This is a genomic window from Sphingobium sp. C100 (assembly GCF_000508185.1).
GTDB lineage: Bacteria > Pseudomonadota > Alphaproteobacteria > Sphingomonadales > Sphingomonadaceae > Sphingobium.
Genome location: NZ_AYOY01000001.1, coordinates 32,337 through 53,087 on the forward strand (window position 1 = coordinate 32,337; position 20,751 = coordinate 53,087).

16 protein-coding genes are annotated in these 20,751 nt (G+C 62.2%); 10 read left to right on the forward strand and 6 right to left on the reverse strand.

Annotation, left to right across the window (positions count from 1 at the left end; translation table 11 throughout):
- Positions 1-69 precede the first annotated feature (69 nt).
- Both C100_RS25715 and C100_RS25720 read left to right on the forward strand, forming a co-directional pair.
- Positions 70-2,358 (forward strand): FdhF/YdeP family oxidoreductase, encoded by a 2,289-nt coding sequence (locus C100_RS25715; protein ID WP_024017874.1) that lies wholly within the window; start codon positions 70-72, stop codon positions 2,356-2,358.
- Positions 2,358-3,068, forward strand: coding sequence for a DUF4396 domain-containing protein (locus tag C100_RS25720; protein ID WP_024017875.1), 711 nt, complete (start codon positions 2,358-2,360; stop codon positions 3,066-3,068). Before C100_RS25715 ends, C100_RS25720 begins: the two co-directional genes overlap by 1 nt.
- Before the next feature lie 494 nt (positions 3,069-3,562).
- On the opposite strand, the gene C100_RS25725 is transcribed toward C100_RS25720, so the two are convergent.
- Entirely contained in the window at positions 3,563-4,471 is a 909-nt protein-coding gene (locus tag C100_RS25725) for an SDR family NAD(P)-dependent oxidoreductase (protein WP_024017876.1), read from the reverse strand.
- A 192-nt stretch (positions 4,472-4,663) separates the two neighbouring features.
- On the opposite strand from C100_RS25725, the gene C100_RS25730 reads away from it, so the two are divergent.
- A complete protein-coding gene (locus C100_RS25730; protein WP_024017877.1) occupies positions 4,664-5,590 on the forward strand; it encodes a LysR family transcriptional regulator in 927 nt (308 codons plus the stop codon).
- A 28-nt stretch (positions 5,591-5,618) separates the two neighbouring features.
- On the opposite strand, the gene C100_RS25735 is transcribed toward C100_RS25730, so the two are convergent.
- From C100_RS25735 to C100_RS25755, 5 genes are read right to left on the reverse strand one after another with little or no spacing between them, the layout of a single operon-like run.
- The gene (locus tag C100_RS25735; RefSeq protein ID WP_024017878.1) at positions 5,619-6,128 is read right to left on the reverse strand and encodes an aromatic-ring-hydroxylating dioxygenase subunit beta; all 510 of its coding nucleotides are present in this window, start codon (positions 6,126-6,128) and stop codon (positions 5,619-5,621) included.
- Complete coding sequence (locus C100_RS25740; RefSeq protein ID WP_024017879.1) at positions 6,125-7,492, reverse strand: aromatic ring-hydroxylating oxygenase subunit alpha; 1,368 nt, start codon at positions 7,490-7,492, stop codon at positions 6,125-6,127. The genes C100_RS25735 and C100_RS25740 overlap by 4 nt, the downstream gene beginning before the upstream one ends.
- A 15-nt stretch (positions 7,493-7,507) precedes the next feature.
- Complete coding sequence (locus C100_RS25745; RefSeq protein WP_024017880.1) at positions 7,508-8,317, reverse strand: SDR family oxidoreductase; 810 nt, start codon at positions 8,315-8,317, stop codon at positions 7,508-7,510.
- Positions 8,318-8,362: 45 nt separating this feature from the next.
- Entirely contained in the window at positions 8,363-9,520 is a 1,158-nt protein-coding gene (locus C100_RS25750) for an alpha/beta hydrolase family protein (RefSeq protein ID WP_235218986.1), read from the reverse strand.
- Positions 9,510-10,493, reverse strand: a complete 984-nt coding sequence (locus C100_RS25755) for a VOC family protein (RefSeq protein WP_024017882.1) — start codon at positions 10,491-10,493, stop codon at positions 9,510-9,512. Before C100_RS25755 ends, C100_RS25750 begins: the two co-directional genes overlap by 11 nt.
- Before the next feature lie 254 nt (positions 10,494-10,747).
- Between C100_RS25755 and C100_RS25760 the strand changes: the two genes are divergently transcribed.
- The 7 genes from C100_RS25760 (at position 10,748) to C100_RS25785 (ending at position 20,241) form a co-directional block, all read left to right on the forward strand.
- On the forward strand, positions 10,748-11,677 hold the full coding sequence (locus C100_RS25760) for a 3-keto-5-aminohexanoate cleavage protein (RefSeq protein WP_024017883.1): 930 nt from the start codon (positions 10,748-10,750) through the stop codon (positions 11,675-11,677).
- Entirely contained in the window at positions 11,674-12,714 is a 1,041-nt protein-coding gene (locus C100_RS25765) for an SMP-30/gluconolactonase/LRE family protein (protein ID WP_024017884.1), read from the forward strand. Before C100_RS25760 ends, C100_RS25765 begins: the two co-directional genes overlap by 4 nt.
- 139 nt (positions 12,715-12,853) lie before the next feature.
- Positions 12,854-13,894, forward strand: coding sequence for an aromatic ring-hydroxylating dioxygenase subunit alpha (locus C100_RS25770; protein WP_024017885.1), 1,041 nt, complete (start codon positions 12,854-12,856; stop codon positions 13,892-13,894).
- A gap of 54 nt (positions 13,895-13,948) precedes the next feature.
- The gene (locus C100_RS25775) at positions 13,949-16,207 is read left to right on the forward strand and encodes a TonB-dependent receptor (protein WP_031308403.1); all 2,259 of its coding nucleotides are present in this window, start codon (positions 13,949-13,951) and stop codon (positions 16,205-16,207) included.
- A 52-nt stretch (positions 16,208-16,259) separates the two neighbouring features.
- A complete protein-coding gene (locus C100_RS25780; protein WP_024017887.1) occupies positions 16,260-18,038 on the forward strand; it encodes an FAD-dependent oxidoreductase in 1,779 nt (592 codons plus the stop codon).
- A gap of 10 nt (positions 18,039-18,048) precedes the next feature.
- Positions 18,049-18,501 carry a c-type cytochrome domain-containing protein gene (locus C100_RS0123765; RefSeq protein ID WP_024017888.1) on the forward strand — a complete coding sequence of 151 codons (453 nt, stop codon included), beginning with the start codon at positions 18,049-18,051 and terminating at the stop codon, positions 18,499-18,501.
- Positions 18,502-18,555: 54 nt separating this feature from the next.
- Positions 18,556-20,241, forward strand: coding sequence for an FAD-dependent oxidoreductase (locus C100_RS25785; protein WP_161633882.1), 1,686 nt, complete (start codon positions 18,556-18,558; stop codon positions 20,239-20,241).
- Positions 20,242-20,751 lie beyond the last annotated feature (510 nt).

Below are 20,751 nucleotides of genomic sequence, written 5' to 3' on the forward strand. Positions count from 1 at the left end.
TTCCGCAATGTCGCGGAACGCATCGGCGGCGGCTCCGTTCCCGATGCATAGTCAAGGGAGAAGGACAGCATGGGCGATCCGACCAAGCAGGACGACGATACCGTTCATTATGACGGCCCGGCCGGGGGTTGGGGATCGTTGCGGGGCATATCCAGCATCTATGGCAAGGAATGGGCGACGCCCGCCGCGCTGGATACGCTGGCGCACCAGAACAAGCCGGGCGGCTTCATGTGCGTATCGTGCGCCTGGACCAAGCCCGCCCATCCCCATCCCTTCGAATTTTGCGAAAATGGCGCCAAGGCGACCTTGTGGGAACTCACCAGCCGCCGGTGCACCCCGGACGTCTTCGCCAAACATACAATCACGGAACTCAAGGGGTGGAGCGATTATGATCTGGAGCAGACCGGACGGCTGACCCAGCCGATGCGATACGACAGCGAAAGCGACACCTATGTGCCGGTGGGCTGGGACGAGGCGTTTGCCGGGATCGCCGCGGAATTGAAGGCGCTCGATCCCAAATCGACCATCTTCTATGCCTCGGGCCGCGCCAGTCTGGAAACAAGCTATCTCTATGCGCTGTTCGCGCGGCTCTATGGGCATAACAACCTGCCCGACAGTTCCAACATGTGCCATGAGACGACATCGGTCGGCCTAAAGAAGGTCACCGGATCGTCGGTCGGCACCTGCGTGCTCGACGATTTTTCCAAATGCGACGCGATCTTCTTCTTTGGCCAGAGCACCGGGCAGAACAGCCCGCGCTTTCTCCATCCCTTGCAGGAGGCGGTGAAGCGCGGATGCAGGATCGTGACCTTCAATCCGCTGCGGGAAAAAGGGCTGATCGCCTTCACCAACCCGCAGAGCCCGACCGAGATGCTGATGGGTAGGGAAACGCAGATTTCCGAACTCTATTTCCAGGTCCGGCCCAGCGGCGACATCGCCGCGATCATGGGGCTGTGCAAGCATGTGCTGGCGCGCGAGGCGCGTCATTTGGCCGATGCTAACCGGCATCTTCTCGACATGGGTTTCATCGAACAACATTGCCACGGCTTCGACGACTTTGTTGCGCGGGTGAAGGCGACGGCGTGGGACGAAATCGAGCGCGAATCCGGCATTGCACGCAAGGATCTGGAAGCGGCCGGCGACATTTATTGCGACGCGCATAATGTCATCGGCATTTACGGCATGGGCGTCACCCAGCATGTCCATGGATCGCAGACCATCGGGATGCTGGTGAACCTGCTGGCGATGCGGGGCAATCTGGGCCGCGAAGGCGCGGGCATCTCGCCGGTGCGCGGGCACAGCAATGTCCAGGGGCAGCGCACCGTCGGCATTTCCGAAAAACCCGAACTGGTGCCTTATGACAAGTTACGGGAATTGTTCGACTTCGACCCGCCGCCTGACACCGGCATGGCGACCGTGGAAGCCTGTGAGGGGATCATCGAGGGCAGCGTCCGCGCCTTTATCGGCCTGGGCGGCAATTTCGTCCGCGCCATTCCCGAACGCGAGAAGATGGAGGCCGCCTGGCAGAAAATGCGGCTGACCGTCCAGATCGCGACCAAGCTCAATCGCAGTCATCTGATCAACGGCGAAGTCGCCTATCTGCTGCCCTGCCTGGGACGGTCGGAGACGGATCAACAGGCGTCGGGTCCGCAGACCGTCACCATGGAAGACAGTCTGAGCATGATCCATGGTTCGGTGGGCAAGCGCAAACCGGCGAGCGCGCATCTCCTGTCCGAACTCGCCATCGTCGCGGGCATCGCCAAGGCGACGCTTCCTCCCCATCCCAAAATCCGGTGGGACGAATGGGTCGGCGATTATGGCAAGGTCCGCGATCTGATCGAGGCGACCTATCCCGACAAGTTCGAAAAGTTCAACGAACGCATGTTCACGCCCGGCGGATTCTACAAGGGCAATGCGGCGCGCGAAAGAATCTGGAAGACGCAAAGCGGCAAGGTGGAGATCACCGTGCCGGACGGGCTCAACGCCTGCGGCTTCCCCGATGCGCCCGGCCGCTACCGGTTGATCACGTTACGCTCCAACGATCAGTTCAACACCACCATCTATGGCTATTCCGACCGGATGCGCGGCATTGAGGGCACGCGCGACGTGCTGCTCATCAGCCCGGAGGAAATGGCGAAGGCCCGGCTTGAGGCCGGCCAGGTCGTCGCGTTGGAAAGCGACGCGGAAGACGGCGTGGCGCGGTCGGTTGGCGGCCTGACCGTCACGCCGTTCGACCTGCCGTCCGGATGCGTCGCGGCCTATTATCCGGAAATGAATCCGCTCGTGCCCCTGTCGCATCATGATCGCCTTTCGAAGACGCCCGCCTCCAAATCGGTGCCGGTGCGCATCCGCGCCTGATGGCCGTGGCGCAATTCCCCGCCTGGCTCAGCCTGTCGGCCGCCATATCCCTGGCGCTGGGCGGCATCTGCGCCTTCATCATCGCGTGCGACGAAGTCCGGCGGCCGCAGACGATGTGGATCATGAATCTAGTATGGCCACTCACCGCCCTGTTCGGCAGCCTGCTGTGGCTGGCGGCCTATTATGCCTGGGGCCGGGCGCCGGCGCCCCATGATGAGCGCAAAGACCTGCCGTTCCCCATAATGGTGGGCAAAGGCGCCAGTCATTGCGGCGCGGGTTGCACCCTGGGCGACCTGATCGCCGAATGGCTGGCGGTCGCCTTTCCGGTCATCGCGGTCTGGTTCGGGTGGAAAAGCCTGTTCGCAGACAAGATTTTCGCGATCTGGGTGCTGGATTTCATCCTGGCCTTCGCGATCGGGGTGGCGTTTCAATATTTCACGATCAAGCCCATGCGCGACCTGTCGGTCGGCGGGGGCATCATCGCTGCGCTCAAGGCCGACATCGCCTCCATTTCCGCATGGCAGGTGGGCATGTATGGCGCGATGGCGATCATGCAGTTCGGCTGGTTCGCTCCGGCCTATGGCGGCGTTGCGGAGGTCACGACGCCCATATTCTGGTTTGCGATGCAAATCGCGATGCTGGCGGGATTTGTCACCGCCTATCCGGTCAACTGGTGGCTGATCAGAGCGGGTTGGAAGGAACGGATGTGACGCACATGCCGATCGGTCGTCCTTCGCAGATGCTTGACTTGACAGGATGCGATTCTGCTCAGGCGCGTAGAATGGCTTCGAAAGCGCCATATTGTCGCTCGTCCTCCGCGATACCAAGGCACCGGCGACAGTTATGTATTGCGCGCCCTGTCCAAGCCCAGCGCCAATTTGCGGGTCTTTCTGACGGCGCCGCGCACCCATATGGGGGGCGCCACCGATATGGTCCCATGAATGCGAGCCTATGGCAGCACAACGCGACGCGGTGTTCCCCGTTGGCCCGATGCCGGCATGGTTGGAATTGCCGATGCGATAACGACCACGTCCGGCCATTCTTCCGAATGGGCGCGAAAGTCTGCTGATGTCCACAACAGCCTTGCGCGGATCGCTCTTGGAGGAGCTGTACTCGTCGCCCTGAGTAACGCGGGCGCTCATTCAAGCAGATGTGGCAAATGCCAGCCGCCGATGTCTGCATCCTTCCACCAGGCTATAGCAGATCACACGGGCACAGCCGCTTGGCCCGCGAGCAAAGGTAGCTGAGCGCTTGCCCTTGCTATCTCATGGCTGAACTGGTCGGGTCCATGGAGCGGCACGAACGCGCCCCGGCCGTCGTCGATCTCGGGCCAACGGTTCAGTATCGCGGCCGCGGCATCCGGTTCGTTCACCAACAGCCCTTGCGTCAACAAGACCTTCGCGCTTTCGAAGCTGCCCGCGCCAGCGCACAGGATCGCCCCGTTAGGCGCGCCGTCTGCCGAGAGGGCGACGATGGCAGGCGCGACGAGCGCGGGATCAAGCTGCCGTAACTCATCGGCTCCATATAATCCTTCGGTCATCCGCGTTGCCGCTGACGGGGAGAGGCAATTGACGCGGATGCCATATTTCTCCCCTTCCAGGCGAAGCGTCTGCATTAGCCCCACCAGCGCCATCTTCGCGGCGGCATAATTGGCCTGTCCGAAATTGCCGAACAGGCCCGAGGAAGAAGTCGTGAAGACGATCCGCCCGTGGCGGCGTGCCCGCATGCCCTCCCAGACCGCCTTGGCGCAGTGGACCGACCCCATGAGGTGAACCTCGATCACCGCGCGAAAATCCTCCATCTCCATCTTGGCAAAGCTGCGGTCGCGCAAAATGCCGGCATTGTTGACGAGGATTTCCAAACCACCCCAACGATGCTCAACATCGGTCACCATCGCCCGTACTGCGGCCAGATCAGTGATGTCGGTCCCATCCACGATCGCCTCGCCGCCGTTCGCGGCGATCTCCTGCGCCACCGCGCGGGCGCCGTCGCCAAGGTCATTCACCACCACCCTTGCCCCATGCGCCGCCAGCGCCAGTGCGTGCGCGCGGCCAAGCCCGCCGCCTGCGCCGGTCACGATCGCGGTCCTGCCCGTGAGGTCGATCATCGTCATCCCTGTCCTCATCCTGCTGCATCATTGCCTGAAGGGGCTTACTCACGCAGAAGCTGAGCCGGAAATTGCTTCGCCCTATGTCGGGCATAAGTTCAAAAGATGCGCAAAGGCTTGCAGGATTTGCCATGAGGGACGCAGAAAAGCCGCAGTTGCATCGACAACGGTCGGACGAGAGGATGGACTTGAGGCATAATGGCTAATCTCAACCGCTTCGATTTCAATCTGCTGCTGGCGCTGGACACGCTCCTGTCCGAGCGCAGCGTCACGCGGGCGGCCGATCGGTTGTGCGTGACCCAGCCGGCGCTTAGCGGTTCGCTGCAACGGTTGCGCCAGCATTTCGATGACCCGCTGCTGCTGCGCGTGGGGCGCGAGATGGAACTGACGCCCAAGGCGCGCGCGCTGATAGAGCCGGTCCGCACCGCCCTGCTGCATATCAACGCCGCTCTCGAAACGCAGGCGATCTTCGATCCTGGCACTTCGGAGCGGACTTTCCGCGTGGCGATGTCGGACTATTGCGTCCATATCTATCTGCCAAAGGTCGTGCGCATCCTCGCCGCCCGCGCGCCGCAGCTCAGGCTGATGATCGAGAATGTGTTTGGACCCAGCTTCTCAAGGCTGGAGGGCGGCGATATCGACATGGTTGTCACCCATGGCGACCGCAGCCTTTTTGGCCGCGAGGGACGCGATGTCGACCTTCTGACCGCCGACCTGTTCGCCGACAGTTTCGTGTGCGTGGTCGCGCGCGATCATCCGATCGGGGAGAGCATGACGAAGGATGATTATCTGTCCTACCCGCACGCCCTCGCTTTCTTCGGCGCCAATGTGCGCACGGTCGAAGAGGCCGAGATCGAGCGGCGCGGCATCGTCATCAAGGAATTGCTGCACGTTCCGACCTTTGCCGGTTTGCTCCAGATGCTGCCAGGCACCGAGTTGATCGCCACGGTGCAGTGCAAGCTAGCGGAGCAGTTGGCCGACTCCCAGAAGGTCCGCGTCCTGCGGCCGCCGATTAACCTCGGCACCCTGGAAGAGACGCTTATCTGGCACAATCGCAGCGATGATGATCCCGGCCATATCTGGCTGCGCGCGGTCATGAAAGAGGCCGCGGCGGAACTGGACTGAACCGGTCACGCCGCGGCCGTAGCCATCATCAGAGGAAAACCGCCAGGTTCGGGGTCTGGAGGATCGTTTCAGCCAAGATGATCGTACGCCGGACCAGGCGGCATTCTCCGCTGGCTTCGATCCGGATACGATCGATCCGGCGTGCCGGAATCCATTCATAGGCCCGATCGAGTGCGCGCTGGCGATAGAGGGAAAGAGCGCTGTGGACACGAAAGATGCCGCCCCCTTCATCCTCCTCGACAAAAATCGACCCCACCGTCCGCACCGTACGCGAGGCGGGATCTTCCGCCCAGTTCTCACTCGTACCCATGCGTTCCAGGCGTTTGCGAATCATCGCCATATCTTCATGCATGCGGAAGGCGCCTTTGGGGAACTGATCTTCCTGCTTCCGGGCGCTGATGCGCAAGGGAATCTCGTACAGTATCCCTTCGTCAAGCAGGTTGACCCAATCGTCGAGCCGGCCATTGTCCAAAAGCATCGCCTCGCGGCCCAGAAACTGGCGGATGGCATATTCTACAGCAGGTGTGATCGCGCTCACTGGCTCGTCTCCGCCATCTGGCTCAGCCAATGCTGGTAGAATGCGCGCTGGCTGGGTTCGCCCGGCCCCGGACGCCACGCTTCCCCAGGCCCTTCCCAACTTTCGTCCAGCTTTTGCTGACCCATGCCCTCCATGCCCATCTGCATGTTGAACGCGATGTTTTCCTTACGCGCCCAAACGCTGCGCGCCGCTTCGGGCGCGCCTTCCCATACAACCGTATCGTCCTGTTCGAAAATACCGGCCGAGCTGAAGCCGAACTGGCCCGCGGCATAGCTGTCTGAGGCTTGCTGCTCGTCCATGAAGTCCCACTTGAGCTGCCAGGACCATAGTTCCATCTCTCCTGGTCCTGTGGGCTGCCACTGGCGCCAAGAGGTATAGACCGCAGGCGGCTTGCCGGGCGAAGGCGGGCCAAAGAAGCGCAGGAAGCTAAGGTTCGGGAAGACCGTGCCGACGATCGGCGGATTCTTTTTCACCACATCCTGCAACAGCGGATCGAGGCGGTCGAGATCGAAATGCTGCTGGATGTCAGGCGGGTAATACCAAACATGGCCATCGGGACCGAACATGCTGTCAAAGTCATGGCCAAGGAAGCTGTGGCCGCCGGGAATGACATAGTGCGTCGAAAAATTGTTCAGCACGTCAAAGCCCTGTGCGAGCTCGATGGTCTGGACCGAGCCGTGCGCTACCCCGACATGATAGCCATCGCCCCCGAAATTTTCAGAACCCGTCTTCCAGTCGCCGCGCACCTTGTACCGATCAGGTGGCCCCATCGGGCTCATACCGGCAGGGTGCAGATCCATCAGCCCCCGCATGAACCAGGCAGCGCCACCCAGATAATCCATGAGCGCTGGCGCATCCGGATCGAGTGAGGCGAAGATCATGCCAAGGAAGCTCTCGACATGCGGCGCTTTGAGCAGCCCCCAGTTCTTGGGATCGAGCGCCTTATAGGCCTTGCTCTTATCGGGCGCGCCGATCCAGTCCCCATTATTCCTGAAGACCCACCCATGATAAGGGCAGCGGAAATGGCTCTGGTTACCGACATCGGTCTGGCACAGCCGGGTGCCGCGATGGCGGCAGAAATTGGCCAGGACATGAATATCGTTCTTCGTGTCGCGCGTCACGATCACGCTGTCGCGCCCTATCCGACGCTGCATGAAATCGCCTTTGTCAGGGATTTCGGACTCGAAGCCCAGGAATACCCAGCTTTTCGCGAAGATGCGCTCCATCTCCGCATCGAAGATGTCGGCATTGGCAAAGATGTTGACGGGCACCAGGCCCCGGTCCAGTTCACTGCGGGTGCGCGCCAGAATATCGTCGAGCCGCTCGCCGATACCAGAGCGCGATTGCGCTATGTGCATGACCATGATCGCTTCCTTTCCTCAGCGAGCAGAAATGATAGGGCGATTGGCAAGGCCTTGGTCCGCCATGATAATCTCGCCCGTCAGAATGCGCTGCTTAGGATCGGCCAGCAACGCATAGGCCGGACCATATTCCGCGCCGGTCGGCAGGTGGTCGAGCAGCGTGACCTTGCGGATCATCGACATGAAGCTGTCCTTGGGAATGTCGTTCTGGCTTTCGCCTGCAAGGCCAAGCGCTTCGGGCCCACGCAGGTCCGACCCGGCGATGCCGCAGGGGGAAACCGCATTCACCCGAATGTCAGGTGCAAATTCGAACGCCAGTTGCCGCACGACGCCCAGCACCGAATGCTTGGAGGCGGTGTAGAGCAGGCCGCCCCCGTCCGCGCAGTAGGAGGCGTTGGAGGAGGCTGTCAGGGTGATTGACCCGTTGCGCTTTGCCAATTCCTCGCGAAACACCACCGCCGATAGGATGTAGCCGAGCACGTTGATCCGCATCACTTCGTCGAAGGCGGCGGGGATTTTTTCCACCGGCAGGTCCGAAATCGGACGGTTGCCATCGAAGATGCCCTGCGCCCCGACCAGGCAGTCGACCCCGCCGAACCTCGCGAGGATGGCATCACGAAACGCCTTCAGCGCGTCGATATCCCGCACATCGCCCTGCATGACCAGCGTGTCGTCGCCAAAGGCATGCTGAAGCGCCGCCACCTTTGCGGGCGCAATGTCGAGCAGCGCCAACGTCGCGCCCAATTCCTGGAAATGTTGCGCGAGGCCCAGGCCGAGGCCCGACCCGCTGCCGGTCAGCGCAACGACGGCGCCTGTCAGATCGGTCATTGTCTTCCCTACTCCCATTATATGTCTCACGCGACCGTCGCGCGATCAGGTCATTTCGGCAAATCTGTCGCGGAGCCAGTCGGCGATATAGCTGCGGACAGGTTCCATGTTGTCGGCGCTGCAATGTTCGACACCGCCTTCGCGGGCGGTGAAAATCCTAAGATCGGCGCGCGGACTGCGCACAGCCTGCGCGTGAGAGCGATAGGCATATTCGACCGGAATCTGCCGGTCATTTTCGCCATGCACGACCAGGAATGGCACGTCGATATGCTCGACCGCGCCGTTCAGGGTAATATGTTCCGACAGGGCCATGAAATCATCGAGATTATCCTGACCCCATACCCACATGACATGCGCCCAATAGTGCGGCACGGGATTCTCGCCCTCGTTGCGACGCCGCCGTTGCTGGACCTGGCCCCATTCATGGTTGGCGCCCCACGCGACGCATAATTTGAATCGTTTTTCGAACGCGGCGGCGCGCGGGGCATAATAGCCGCCGAGCGACCAGCCCATCATGCCGATCCTGTCCGGCGCGACATCGGTGCGCGTCTCCAGCCAATCGACCGCCTTGCCCGCCCAGATTTCCGTCTCCACGATCGCGGGCAGGCCGTTGCGCCGGAGCGCGCCGCCGACGCCCGGCTGGTCGAGGATGAGGCAGGATATGCCGCGCGCCCGCAACGCTGCGGGCACATCGACCAGAAACACCATCTCCTTCACGCTGTCGAGGCCGTTGCAGAAGATCATGCAGGGCGGCGTGGGATTGTCCTGCGTGGCCGCAGAACAGAAAAGCGCGGGAAAGCTGCTGCCGGCATAGGGGATATCGACCATCTCACAGGGTTCGCCGCTACATTCTATATAGCGCGCGAAGGCCCCGAGCATGTCGGCATAGGCCTGCTGGCGCGGTGGATAGTCACTCGCCTGCATCCGTTCGGCCGTGATGAGATAGGCGCAGGCGCGACGATATTTGGCCGCGGCGCTTTCGACATGCCCCGCCCTATTGTCGTCCTCCGCCATGGCGTTGACCCCGGCCGCCATGGCGAGCCAGATGTCGAAGAAGGCGGCGACGCCATCGTCGCCTGTCGTGGCGGCCTGAGCGGTCGCGCGATTGGCGGTATCGATCTCGCCGATCGCCCCGCCCATTTCGAGAGCGAGGTTGATGGACAGGTTCCAGACATAGTTGGTGGGAAAGGGCTCAAACATCATTGAGCCCTTCGTTCACCTGCGCCTCAGTCAGATATTTGAAGCTCCATTCCGGCTCCATCTCCAGGAAAGGCGGAACATTGTGGGTGAAATGACTATAGCCAAAAAGCGGCACATCGAATTCACGCGGCACCCAACTGTCGTCCACATAGTCAGCGTCGGCGCCATATTCCGCCTCCCCGCCTGCGGGGCAGGGCAGATAATAGAATAAGGCGGAGTCAATGCGGTGCCGGCCAAGCCCGATGTCGGACGGCTGCCAGCCGCGGCGCACCATATAGTTGGCGCCGATCATCAGCTCATCGATATCTTCGACCCCGAAGTTGGCGTGGTCGAAACGTAGCTGGCCGTCGCAGCCTGGGAAATGGGCGTCGGCGTTGAGGAAGAGCAGGTTATGATGATTATTGCTGCCGCTCGCGCGCAGATAATGACCAAAGCCAGTCTGTACATCGCTCAGCCGAAAGCCAAGGCGCACGCGCATGAAGCGTCCGGCCTCGATATAGTCGGGCAGGCGGAACACGACATGGTTGATCACCTTGGGTCGTGCACGGCGACGCCATTTGCGATGCGTGTTGAGGCGCCGCACCACGCCGGGCGCATTGACCGGGTCGGGGGCGTTGGCGAACTTGCGGGGCGTCCAGCGGACGAACGAGAATGGCACACCGAACAATAGCGCGCGAAAGCCGCCGTCCACCGTTTCAAGCGCATGGTCGCGGCCCAGATTGTCGGCCAGCGCGCCGAGCGACGCATCGTCATCGACGCCCCAGCAGACTTCATGCACCCCGTCGCCCACGATCTGCGCGGACGCAAGCGCCGGGTCGCCGGCGGGCAGGATTTCGACCTCCGATCCGTTGGCGAGCGTGAAGAGGCCCGGCGCACCGCCGCCTGCCGGATTCAGCCCGAAATCAGCGAAAAAGCGCTGCGCGGCGTCCATGTCGGACACCGAATAACGCAGCCGCTTGATCCCGATGATTGCCATTCTCCATCCCTCCCGTACCCGTCTCGGGCTACTCGAGGCTGCCCGTCAGACCGGTCATGCCCTGTTGAGAACCGGGGTTAATATGCCTTGGCCGACCGCAAAAATCGTTTGTCGGTATGCGTGGCATAATTGCTGCCTATCCGTGCCCTATGCCGATCAGGCCGGCTTATCGGTCCTATCGGGCAAAGTGATTTCCCGTGCGCCCGGTGATCTGGAAGCTTGGCTATCAAACAGACCAACGGAAGGGATGCCGGATGCGCAAGGTGATCGTAACATGTGCGGTGACAGGCGGAATACACACGCCCTCCATGTCACCGCATCTGCCGGTGACGCCAGAAGAGATCGCCAGCTCAGCGATAGAGGCGGCCCGCGCCGGCGCCACGATCGTGCATCTCCATGCCCGTGACCCCGAAAGCGGAAGGCCCACGCAGGAACCGGATGTCTATAGCCGATTTCTTCCGGTGATCGCGGACCGCTGCGACGCAATCATCAACATCACCACGGGCGGCTCACCGGTCCTGACCCTTGAAGAGCGGCTGGCGCCGGCGCTGAACTTCCAGCCCGAGATCGCCTCGCTCAACATGGGGTCGATGAACTTCGCCTTTTACGAGATGCTGCAGCGTTTCACCTGCTTTGATCATGCGTGGGAAGAGCCCTATGTACGCGGCAGCGACGACTATATCTTTCGCAACACGTTCCGAGACATAGCCTATATCCTGGAAAGCTGTTCGGCGCAGGGCACGAGATTTGAGGTCGAATGCTATGATATCGGGCATCTCTACTCGGCTGCCCATTTCGCCGATCGCGGCTTGTTGAAGCCCCCATTCTTCATTCAGTCGGTATTCGGAATACGCGGTGGCATAGGCGTTCATCCCGAGGATGTAGCCATGATGCGCCGTACGGCGGATCGCCTGTTCGGCGAAGATTATGTCTGGTCGGTGCTAGGTGCCGGGCGGCACCAGATGCCGATCGCAACCATGTCGGCCGCAATGGGCGGCAATGTGCGTGTCGGCCTGGAGGATTCGCTCTGGGGCGAGCCTGGACGCCTGGCCAAGTCCAATGCCGAGCAGGTCGAGCGCATCATCACGGTCCTGCACGGCCTGTCGCTGGAAGTGGCGACGCCGCAGGATGCCCGTGCATTATTGCAGCTCAAAGGCGCATCGGAAACGAGGATCGCGGCATGACCCTGATCCAGCAGGCGCGCGGCCCCAACCCCCTTACGGGCTTTCGCGTCGAAGACCATATGCTGCGCACGATCGGCCACGATCTGCAACGCCCGGAATGTATATTGGCGCAGCGCGACGGCACCCTATGGTCGGCCGACGCGCGCGGCGGCGTGATGCGGATTGCGCCGGACGGCGGCCAGACACTGCTATGTCAGAGCGCCGACCCCCATTTCGACCTGTCGGACGATGCGGAACAAAGCCTGGTGTCCGGCACGCTGCCCAACGGCCTTGCTTTTGACGCGGACGGCGCGATCCTGGTCGCCAATTTCGGGACGGACCGGCTCGAAATCATGGATCGACAAACCGGCGCGACCCGCGTGCTGCACGACCGGATCGACGGCAGGCCGCTGGGCAAAGTCAACTTCGTCCTGCGGGACAGCCGGGGACGCCTTTGGCTCACCGTCTCCACCATGGTCAATCCGTGGACTGATGCGATCACCCCTTCAATCCGCGACGGCTATATCGCGCTAGTCGACGATCGCGGCATCCGGGCGGTGGCGGACGGTTTCGCCTTCACCAATGAAGTCCGTCTGGATGCCGCCGAGGAGTGGCTTTATGTTGCCGAAACCACGGGCAAATGCGTCACCCGCCTGCGCATCGGCGCGGATGGGTCGCTGAGCGACCGCGAGGTCTATGGCCCCTCGAACCTGGGGCGTGGCGTTATCGACGGTATCTGCTTCGATGCCTTTGGCAATTTGTGGGCAACGATGATCTTCGCCGACCGGCTGGTCGCGATCACCCCCGATGGCGACTGCCTTGAACTTGCCGAGTTCGGCAATCCGCAGGCAACCGACCGGTTCGAGGCGGAATTTGCAAGCGGCGCGCCGGTGTCGTTCGAGACATTGGTTGCCTGCGGCGGCACGGTCGCCCCGTGGCTGGCGAGCGTCACCTTTGCCGGGCCTGACCTGCGCACGGCCTGCCTCGGCTCGCTGCGGGGCACCAACATCCCTGCCTTCACCTCGCCGGTTGCCGGTCTGCCGATGGTGCATTGGTAAGGCAGAACGCCGCCGATATCCCACCCTTATGTTTCACATCAGCAAGGACAATTGGATGCGCTAGGCGGAACGAAATAGGGATGAAGGCCAGGAAGGATGCGACGAAACGACGCCTTCCAGACATGCAGAGGAGCAGGCATTGTCGTCACGGGCACCCCATCGCAGCTATCCGCTCAACGCCTGGTATATGGCCTGTTGGGCCGATGACCTTGCAGGCGATCGCTTGCTGGCGCGAACTCTGCTCGATCGGCCGATCATCCTCTTCCGCGACGCGCAGGGCGCCCCCGCCGCACTGAATGACATGTGTCCGCACCGGTTCGCCCCCCTCTCCAGGGGCCGTGTGCAGGATGGTGTCGTTCAGTGTGGCTATCATGGCCTGCGGTTCGACGCCTCGGGCGCGTGCCTGGGCAATGCATCGACCTATAGTCGCTTTCCGCCGGATACCCGGGTGGCGTCGTACCGGCTGGTGGAGCGACACCGTGCGATCTGGATATGGCCGGGCGACGGCGGGCAGGCCAATCCGGACCTGATCCCGCGCCTGTCGCGGATACCAGAGGCCGGCGGTCATGAGAATCTCGGCAACTATCTGCACGTCCAGGGCAACTGGCTGCTCGAAACCGACAATATCATGGACCTGACGCATGTCCATTATCTGCACGACGGCTCGCTCGGCAATGAGAGCATGCGGGCGGGTGATATGCGTGTGAGCGAAAAGGGCGGCGTGATCCGCGCTGAATTGTGGATGCCGGATACGATCTGCCCGTTCGGACCGCTGGAAGGTCAGTTGTGCGACCAGTGGAACAATGTCGAATGGCATGCGCCCTCGGCGATGATAATCGACTTCGGAGCGGTGCTGCCGGGCGAACCGCCGGTGCAGGACGAGGGCGGCTATGCCTTCCATATCTTCACCCCCGAAACCGAACGGACCACCCATTATTTCTTCGGCAGCTCTGGCTCCTATGCCGAAAAGGACGCCTGGCGGCCGCGCATGATCGGTGAACTGCAGAACCGCATCTTCCTCGAAGAGGATAATCCGATGATCGAGGCGATCCAGGACAGGATGGCGGGACGCGATTTCTGGGACATGCACCCGGCCATCCTGTCGAGCGATGCAGCGGCAATCCGGGTGCGGCGCAAGATCGCCAAGCTTTGCAGGGAAGAGGGCAGGGCTGCTGGCTGAACCACAACCCCGGCGCCTCGATAAATAACGATAATGCGACAATTGGGAGGAAATATGACATATCGATACGTACGCGGCGCGGCTCTTTCCAGCGTGGCGGCAATTGCGTTCGCTACATCTCCGGCTCTCGCCCAGGCGAATGTCCAGCAGGGCGGCGAAGGCGTAGCGGCTAACGAAGCAACGACCGGTATCGCTGACATCGTCGTAACCGCCCAGAAGCGCGCGGAATCCGTTCAGGATATCCCGATCGCGGTGTCGGCCATCAGCGGCGCGGCCCTGGCGCAGCGCGGTTCGACCGACCTGACGGCGATCGCCTCCATTGTCCCCGGCCTGAACGTGTCCGAACAGGTCGGGCAGGCGCGGCTGACCCTGCGCGGCATCGGCGTCGACAATATCTCGACGGGCGCGGAAAGCAGCGTGGCCTTCAATCAGGACGGCGTATTCTTTTCCCGTTCGGCCGCGGCCCTTGCATCCTTCTACGATGTCGAACGGGTCGAGGTGCTGCGCGGTCCGCAGGGGACGCTCTATGGCCGCAACGCCACGGGCGGCAGCGTCAACATCATTACGAACCGCCCCACCTTCGCCACCAAGGCGGGCGTCAGCCTGACTTATGGCAATTATGACGCGATCAACGCCGAAGCCTATTATTCAACCGGCCTGAACGACAAGGTGGCGATGCGGCTGGCGGGCCAGATCCAGAGCCATTCCGGCTATGGCGAAAATCGCGTCACCGGCGCCGACGTCGATAACAAACATTCGCAAGCGATCCGCGGACAGCTGCTGTTCGAGCCAACCGAGCGCCTGACGATCCTGCTGGGTGCCGATTATTATCACCAGAAGGACAGGTCGAACATTTACCATTATTTAGGCGCGGCGGGTTTTACGGCTTCGGGCGATCCGGTCACACCGACCGGCCTGCTGCTCGGCGGTTTCGATCCTGGCCCGCGCAATGTGGCGAGCGTACGAGATCCTTCCAATAACGCCGAATTCTGGGGCGCGCGCGCCGATATTTCCTATGAATTGAACGATACGCTCTCGCTGCGTTCGCTCACCGCCTATCGCAGCAGTTCGTTTCTGGTGAACTCGGACCTCAATCCGCTCGGCCTCGATCTTTTCCCGATCACCTTCGGCGAGACGTCGGACGAATATTCGCAGGAGCTCCAACTCAATCTCGACACCGACAGAAACAAGCTGGTCATAGGCGCCTTTTACATGCATGAATCGATCGACGGGTTCATCCAGGGGCCGTTCAATCTTCGTGCCCTGGGTGGACCGGACCTGTTCATCCAGGGCTTCTATTCCGGCGGACGGCTCAAGACCGACGCTGCCGCCATCTTCGCGCAGGACAGTTATTCGATCACCGACGCCTTGCGGTTGACGCTGGGCGCCCGCTATAGCTGGGAAAAGAAGAAGGTGGCCGACCAGTCGGACTTCAACTTCGACGATCTGTACGACCCGGCCGCCGGTCCCCGCTTTCCGGCGAACCGCGACAGCAAGAGCTTCAAATCCTTCACGCCCAAGATCGGGCTCGACTTCGACATTGCGCGCGACGTGATGGTCTATGCCTCCTATTCCAAGGGCTTCAAGGCGGGCACGTTCAACCTGGGCTCGACCGGTCCCGCGCTTGATCCGGAAAAAGTCGATGCTTATGAAATCGGCCTGAAATCGACCCTGTTCGACGGCCATCTCCGCGCGAACCTGTCGGGCTTCTACTATGACTATTCCGACCTTCAGGTGGGCAAGGTCCAGGGTCAGCTTCTGGTCCTTGAAAACGCTGCGGCGGCCGAAATCTATGGTGTGGAAGGCGAGTTCACGCTGGAACCGGTCCGCAACCTCACCCTCACGCTCAACGCAAGCTGGCTGCACGCCCGGTTCAAAAATTATGTGACGGCGGATCAAGCGCGGCCCGCCGGCGATGGCACGACACTGGACGAGAATGGCGTGCCCGCCTTCGACCTTTCAGGGAACACATTGCCGCAGGCGCCCAGATATACGATCGATCTGTCGGCCCAATATAGCTTTGACGTGCCTGGCGGTTCGCTGACAGTCCGGGGGGAAAGCAACTGGTCCGACCGGATCTATTTCTCGCCCTTCAACCTCGACTATGTGTCGCAACCCGCGTTCGATACGCAAAATGCCTTCGTCACCTATCGCACCGACAGCGGGCTGCGGCTGACGGGCTTCATCCGCAACATCGGCAATGAAACCATTCGCGCATCGGGGCAGGTGGCAACAACGCTGCTTGGCTCCCCGGTAATCGGCTTCGTCAAGCCGCCGCGCACTTACGGGCTGACCGTCGCCTTCGATTACTGAGCGCATCGCCGGCGGCGAGGGGCAAGGGCCGCGCTTTTTTTTGGGAATTGATATGGCAGCTAATCAGACATCCGCGCCTTCTGTTTCTTCGCGACGGCAATTTTTCTCTGCGGCGGCAGGGGCAGCGGTCGGTGGGACGCTGGGCTATGCCGCCGCCGCCGCGACGGGGCCGGGCGGCGCCGTCGCCTGGGCGCAGGAAGCCGACATACTGGTCGTGGGCAGCGGCGCAGCCGCGCTCTCCGCAGCGGTCGCGGCAGTGAATGAAGGGGCGTCGGTCATCCTGGTGGAAAAAGGGCCGGTCCATGGCGGCACCTCCACCAAGTCGGAGGGCGGCATGTGGGTGCCCAACAACCGCTTCCTGCGCGCCAATGGCAAGAGCGACGACCGCGAGGATGCTCTGCGCTACATGGCCCGCTGCGCGCGGCCGCATATGTACCGGCGCGACGCGCCCTTCTTCGGCATGCCGGAACCCGAATATCGGTTGATGGAGGCCTTTTACGACAATGCGTCCGGGACATTTGAATTTCTGGAAAAGGTCGGCGCGCTCAGGACCACGCAGATTTTGCAACTGCCCGACTATTATGAGGGACCGGAGAACAAGGTTCCCCTCGGTCGCCAGATCATGACGCAAAAGCCCGACGGCGACTATGGCCTTGGCGTCGAACTCGTGCGTCAGCTTAAAAGCTGGCTGGACGACCGCAAGGTGCCTTGTCTGCTCAAACACCGCGCGCGCACGATCCTGCGCAATGGCCAGGGGGAAGTGGTGGGGCTGGAAGTGGCGACCTCCGGCGACCGGATGGTACGGCTGAGAGCGCGCAAGGCTGTGATCTTCGGCACCGGCGGCTTCGCGCATAACAAGGCGATGATGCGCAACTTCCAGCCCGCGCCGATCTACGGCACCTGTTCCGTCCCGACGAGCCAGGGCGATTTCCTCATAATGGCCCAGGCGGTCGATGCAAAGCTCGGAAACCTCAACAATGCATGGCGGATGCAGGTCGTCATGGAACATACGCTCGACCAGCCCAGCGTCCCCAAGGGCATATGGCAACCGCCCGGCGACAGCATGGTCATCGTCAATAAATATGGCGCGCGGGTCGTGAACGAAAAACATAATTATCACGATCGTTCGAAAGTGCATTTCGCATGGGATGCCAACCGGGAGGAATATCCGAACCAGTTTCTGTTCATGATCTATGACCGGCGCGTCGCCGACCTGTTCGCCGGCAATTTCCCGCTGCCCGCGGCCGGTGCGGCAGCATCCTATGTCATCCAGGGCGACAGTCCTGCCGCCCTGGCGGCGGCGATACAGGCCCGCCTCGATCGGCACGCTGGCACATGGGGCGATGTTCGCCTCGACCGCGGCTTCGCGGCGGGATTGGTCGATACGCTTTCCGCGTTCGACCGCTATGCCGCAACCGGCGTCGATGCGCAGTTCAGCCGCGGCGCCTTCCAATGGGACCGCGACTGGCAAAGCTACACGTCGATTCCGCGCGAGGGGACGGCATGGAAAACCGGCGAGGCGCCCAGCGCCACGATGCATCCCTTCCAGTCCGAAGGCCCCTATCATGCCATCATCCTGGGATCGGGCGTGCTCGACACGAATGGCGGGCCGGTGATCAATCCAAAGGCGCAGATACTCGACACATCGGACGTCCCCATTCCCGGCCTGTACGGCGCGGGCAATTGCATCTCGTCGCCGGCGGGCCAGAGCTATTGGGGCGGCGGATGCACGCTGGGCCTGGCCATGACCTATGGGCATCTGGCTGGCATGAACGCCGCCAGCGAGCGAGTGAAAAGTGACGCAGACGTGCAACTGCCGATAGCGGGTTGAGGACGACAGGATGACCGACACGGCGTTTGCGATCGCGCGGCGGGGCGCGCTGTCCTTAACCGGGCTTTCAATGCTGCTGATGCTCTGCGGCTGTTCGCAGCGGGCGGAGCAAAAGGCTGACAACGCGCAAGTGGCCGCCGCCGGGCCGAATTTCGACCGGGATATCCAGCCGATCTTCGATGCCAACTGCGTAGCCTGCCACCAGTCTGAGGGCGCTTCGGGCAAGCTCAATCTTGAGAGCGGGGCGGCCTATGGTGCGGTCGTTTCGGTAAGGAGCGGGGAAAGCCCCTTGCTCTACGTCATGCCTGGCCGGGCGGACCAAAGCTACCTTATCCGCAAGGTGGAGGGCACGCATGTCGAGGCTGGCGGATCGGGCGAGCGTATGCCCCTGACCGGCCCGCTCGATGCCCGGTCCATCGCCACGCTGCGTGACTGGGTCAGGGCTGGCGCACCGCGGGATTGAAGCGGGCCGGGGATGGCGGCGTTTCATGTCGGCCCAAGCCGCCGGGCCATCCCCATGAGCAAGGACAGGATGATGCAAGAGGAACAGGCCTTCGATCTGGTGGTGGTGGGTTCGGGCGCCGCAGGTCTGACTGCGGCCGTCGTTGCGGCGCACCATGGGCTTTCGGTGCTGGTGCTGGAAAAGGCGGCACGGTTCGGCGGCACCACGGCGCAGTCGGGCGCGGTGGCCTGGATACCGAACAATCCGCACATGGCGCCCGCCGGCCTGTCCGACAGCCCGGAGCAGGCGGACCAGTATCTGCGCGACCTCATGGGCAATTATTATGACGCCGACAAGGTCTGCGCCTTCTTGCGCCATGGCCCGGACATGATCCGCATGATGGAAGCGCATGGTGCGGTTCGCTTCGATAATTGGCGCAGTCTCGATTATGAGCCATGGCGCAAAGGCGCGGCGCGGGGGCGCAGCATCGGCGCGGCCGAATTTGACGGTCGGCGGCTGGGCAAATATCTGCCCGCGATCCGTCCCGGCCTGCCCAATCTCACCATGCTGGGCGGAATGCAGATCGGCTATGCCGACGTTGCGCCGTTCAGCGCGGCGTTCCGGGACCGTGCCGCCTTCCTCTATATGGCGGGGAAGATCGGCCGCTATGCGCGCGACCTGTTGCGTCATGGCCGGCCCACCAGGCTGGTCGGCGGCAATGCGTTGATCGGCGCATTGCTGCTGACCGCGCTGGACAAGGGCGTGACCCTCTGGCGGTCCACGCCGATGGTGCGTCTTCACCGGGAGGGCGATGCGGTGCGCGGCGTGACGATAGGGGGCGATGGCGGCGAGCGGTTGATCGCCGCCCGGCGCGGCGTTGTGCTTGCGACCGGCGGCTATGGCGGTGACGACAAGATGCGGCGCGCATTCCTGCCGCTTGCGGATGCGGGCTGGTCGCTGCAGCCCGAAACGAACGGCGGCGACGGGCTTCGGGCCGGCGAGCAGGTGGGCGGGCATATTGTCGGGGACAATATCGCCAACGCCATCTGGGCGGCGCTGTCCACCATGACGGATCGGCGCGGCAGGCGCCTTCACCATCCTCACATCTTTCGCGATCGCGCATTTCCGGGCTTTGTGCTGGTCGATCCGCAGGGTCGCCGTTTCGTCAATGAAGGCGCCTCCTATCAGGATTTGGGCAATGTGATGATCCGCAAGGCCATTCGGTCGGCCTGGCTGATCTGTTGCCATGGCGCGCTGCGCACCTATGGCATGGGCCATGTCAAACCCGCGCCGCTGCCGTATCAATCCTATATCCGCAAAGGATATCTCAGGACTGCGGCGACGATCCCCGCCTTGGCCGAGGCATTGGCGATGGAGCCGGCGGTGCTGGCCGCAACGGTCGAACGCTTCAATCGCTTCGCGCGCGAAGGGCATGACCCCGATTTTTACAAGGGCCAAGACGGCTATACCGCCGAACAGGGCGATCCCGCGCACCGGCCCGATCCCACGCTCGGTCCGCTGGAACCCGGCCCCTTTTATGCCGTGGAGATCAGGCCGGGCGAGTTCAGCACGATCAACGGCCTGGAAACCGATGCCTCGGCGCGCGTGCTCGATGCGGCGGGCGCGCCGATAGCGGGGCTATATGCCGTCGGCGTGGATTCCAATTCCGTTTTCCGCGGCGCCTATCCGGGCGGCGGGGGCAGCATCGGCCCCGCCATGACCTTCGGCTATATCGCGGCCCTGCACGCGTCCGACAACTGAGGGGCAACGGCGTGTAAAGCCGATATGCGACGACGAGATGCTGTGCCGCACTTGCCGATCACATCGGTTAGATGACGTCCTACCTGGATTTGCTGGTCGTCGATACTGACCGGTGCAAGCTTGAGCAAAAAAAGGCCGAAATTCCGGCCTCTTCGCAGTGGCGCGAATCCGTCTCGATCACTCAGCCTTCGATTTTCAAGCTACAGGTTCGAACCGTCCTGTTCATGCTGCTCGCGGCTGATCCTTGCCACTCAGGGACCAAATTTCAACGCCCGGTTGGGGAAGGTCCACTTTTGTCAGGCGTTTGCTCCCGTTCGATTCTTGGCTCACATGGGATCACCTTGTCGGCGACTTTCAATACATAATAGTTACAACCTCCGATAGATCCGAGACGGCTTAAATGCGGGGACCAAATAACTAGACAAGTGCTTCAGGACTTTGCCATAGCGGCGTTATATGGGGTTTGGGGGGTATTTACATGCAATTTTCAGACAAGCTGCGCCGTGCCGG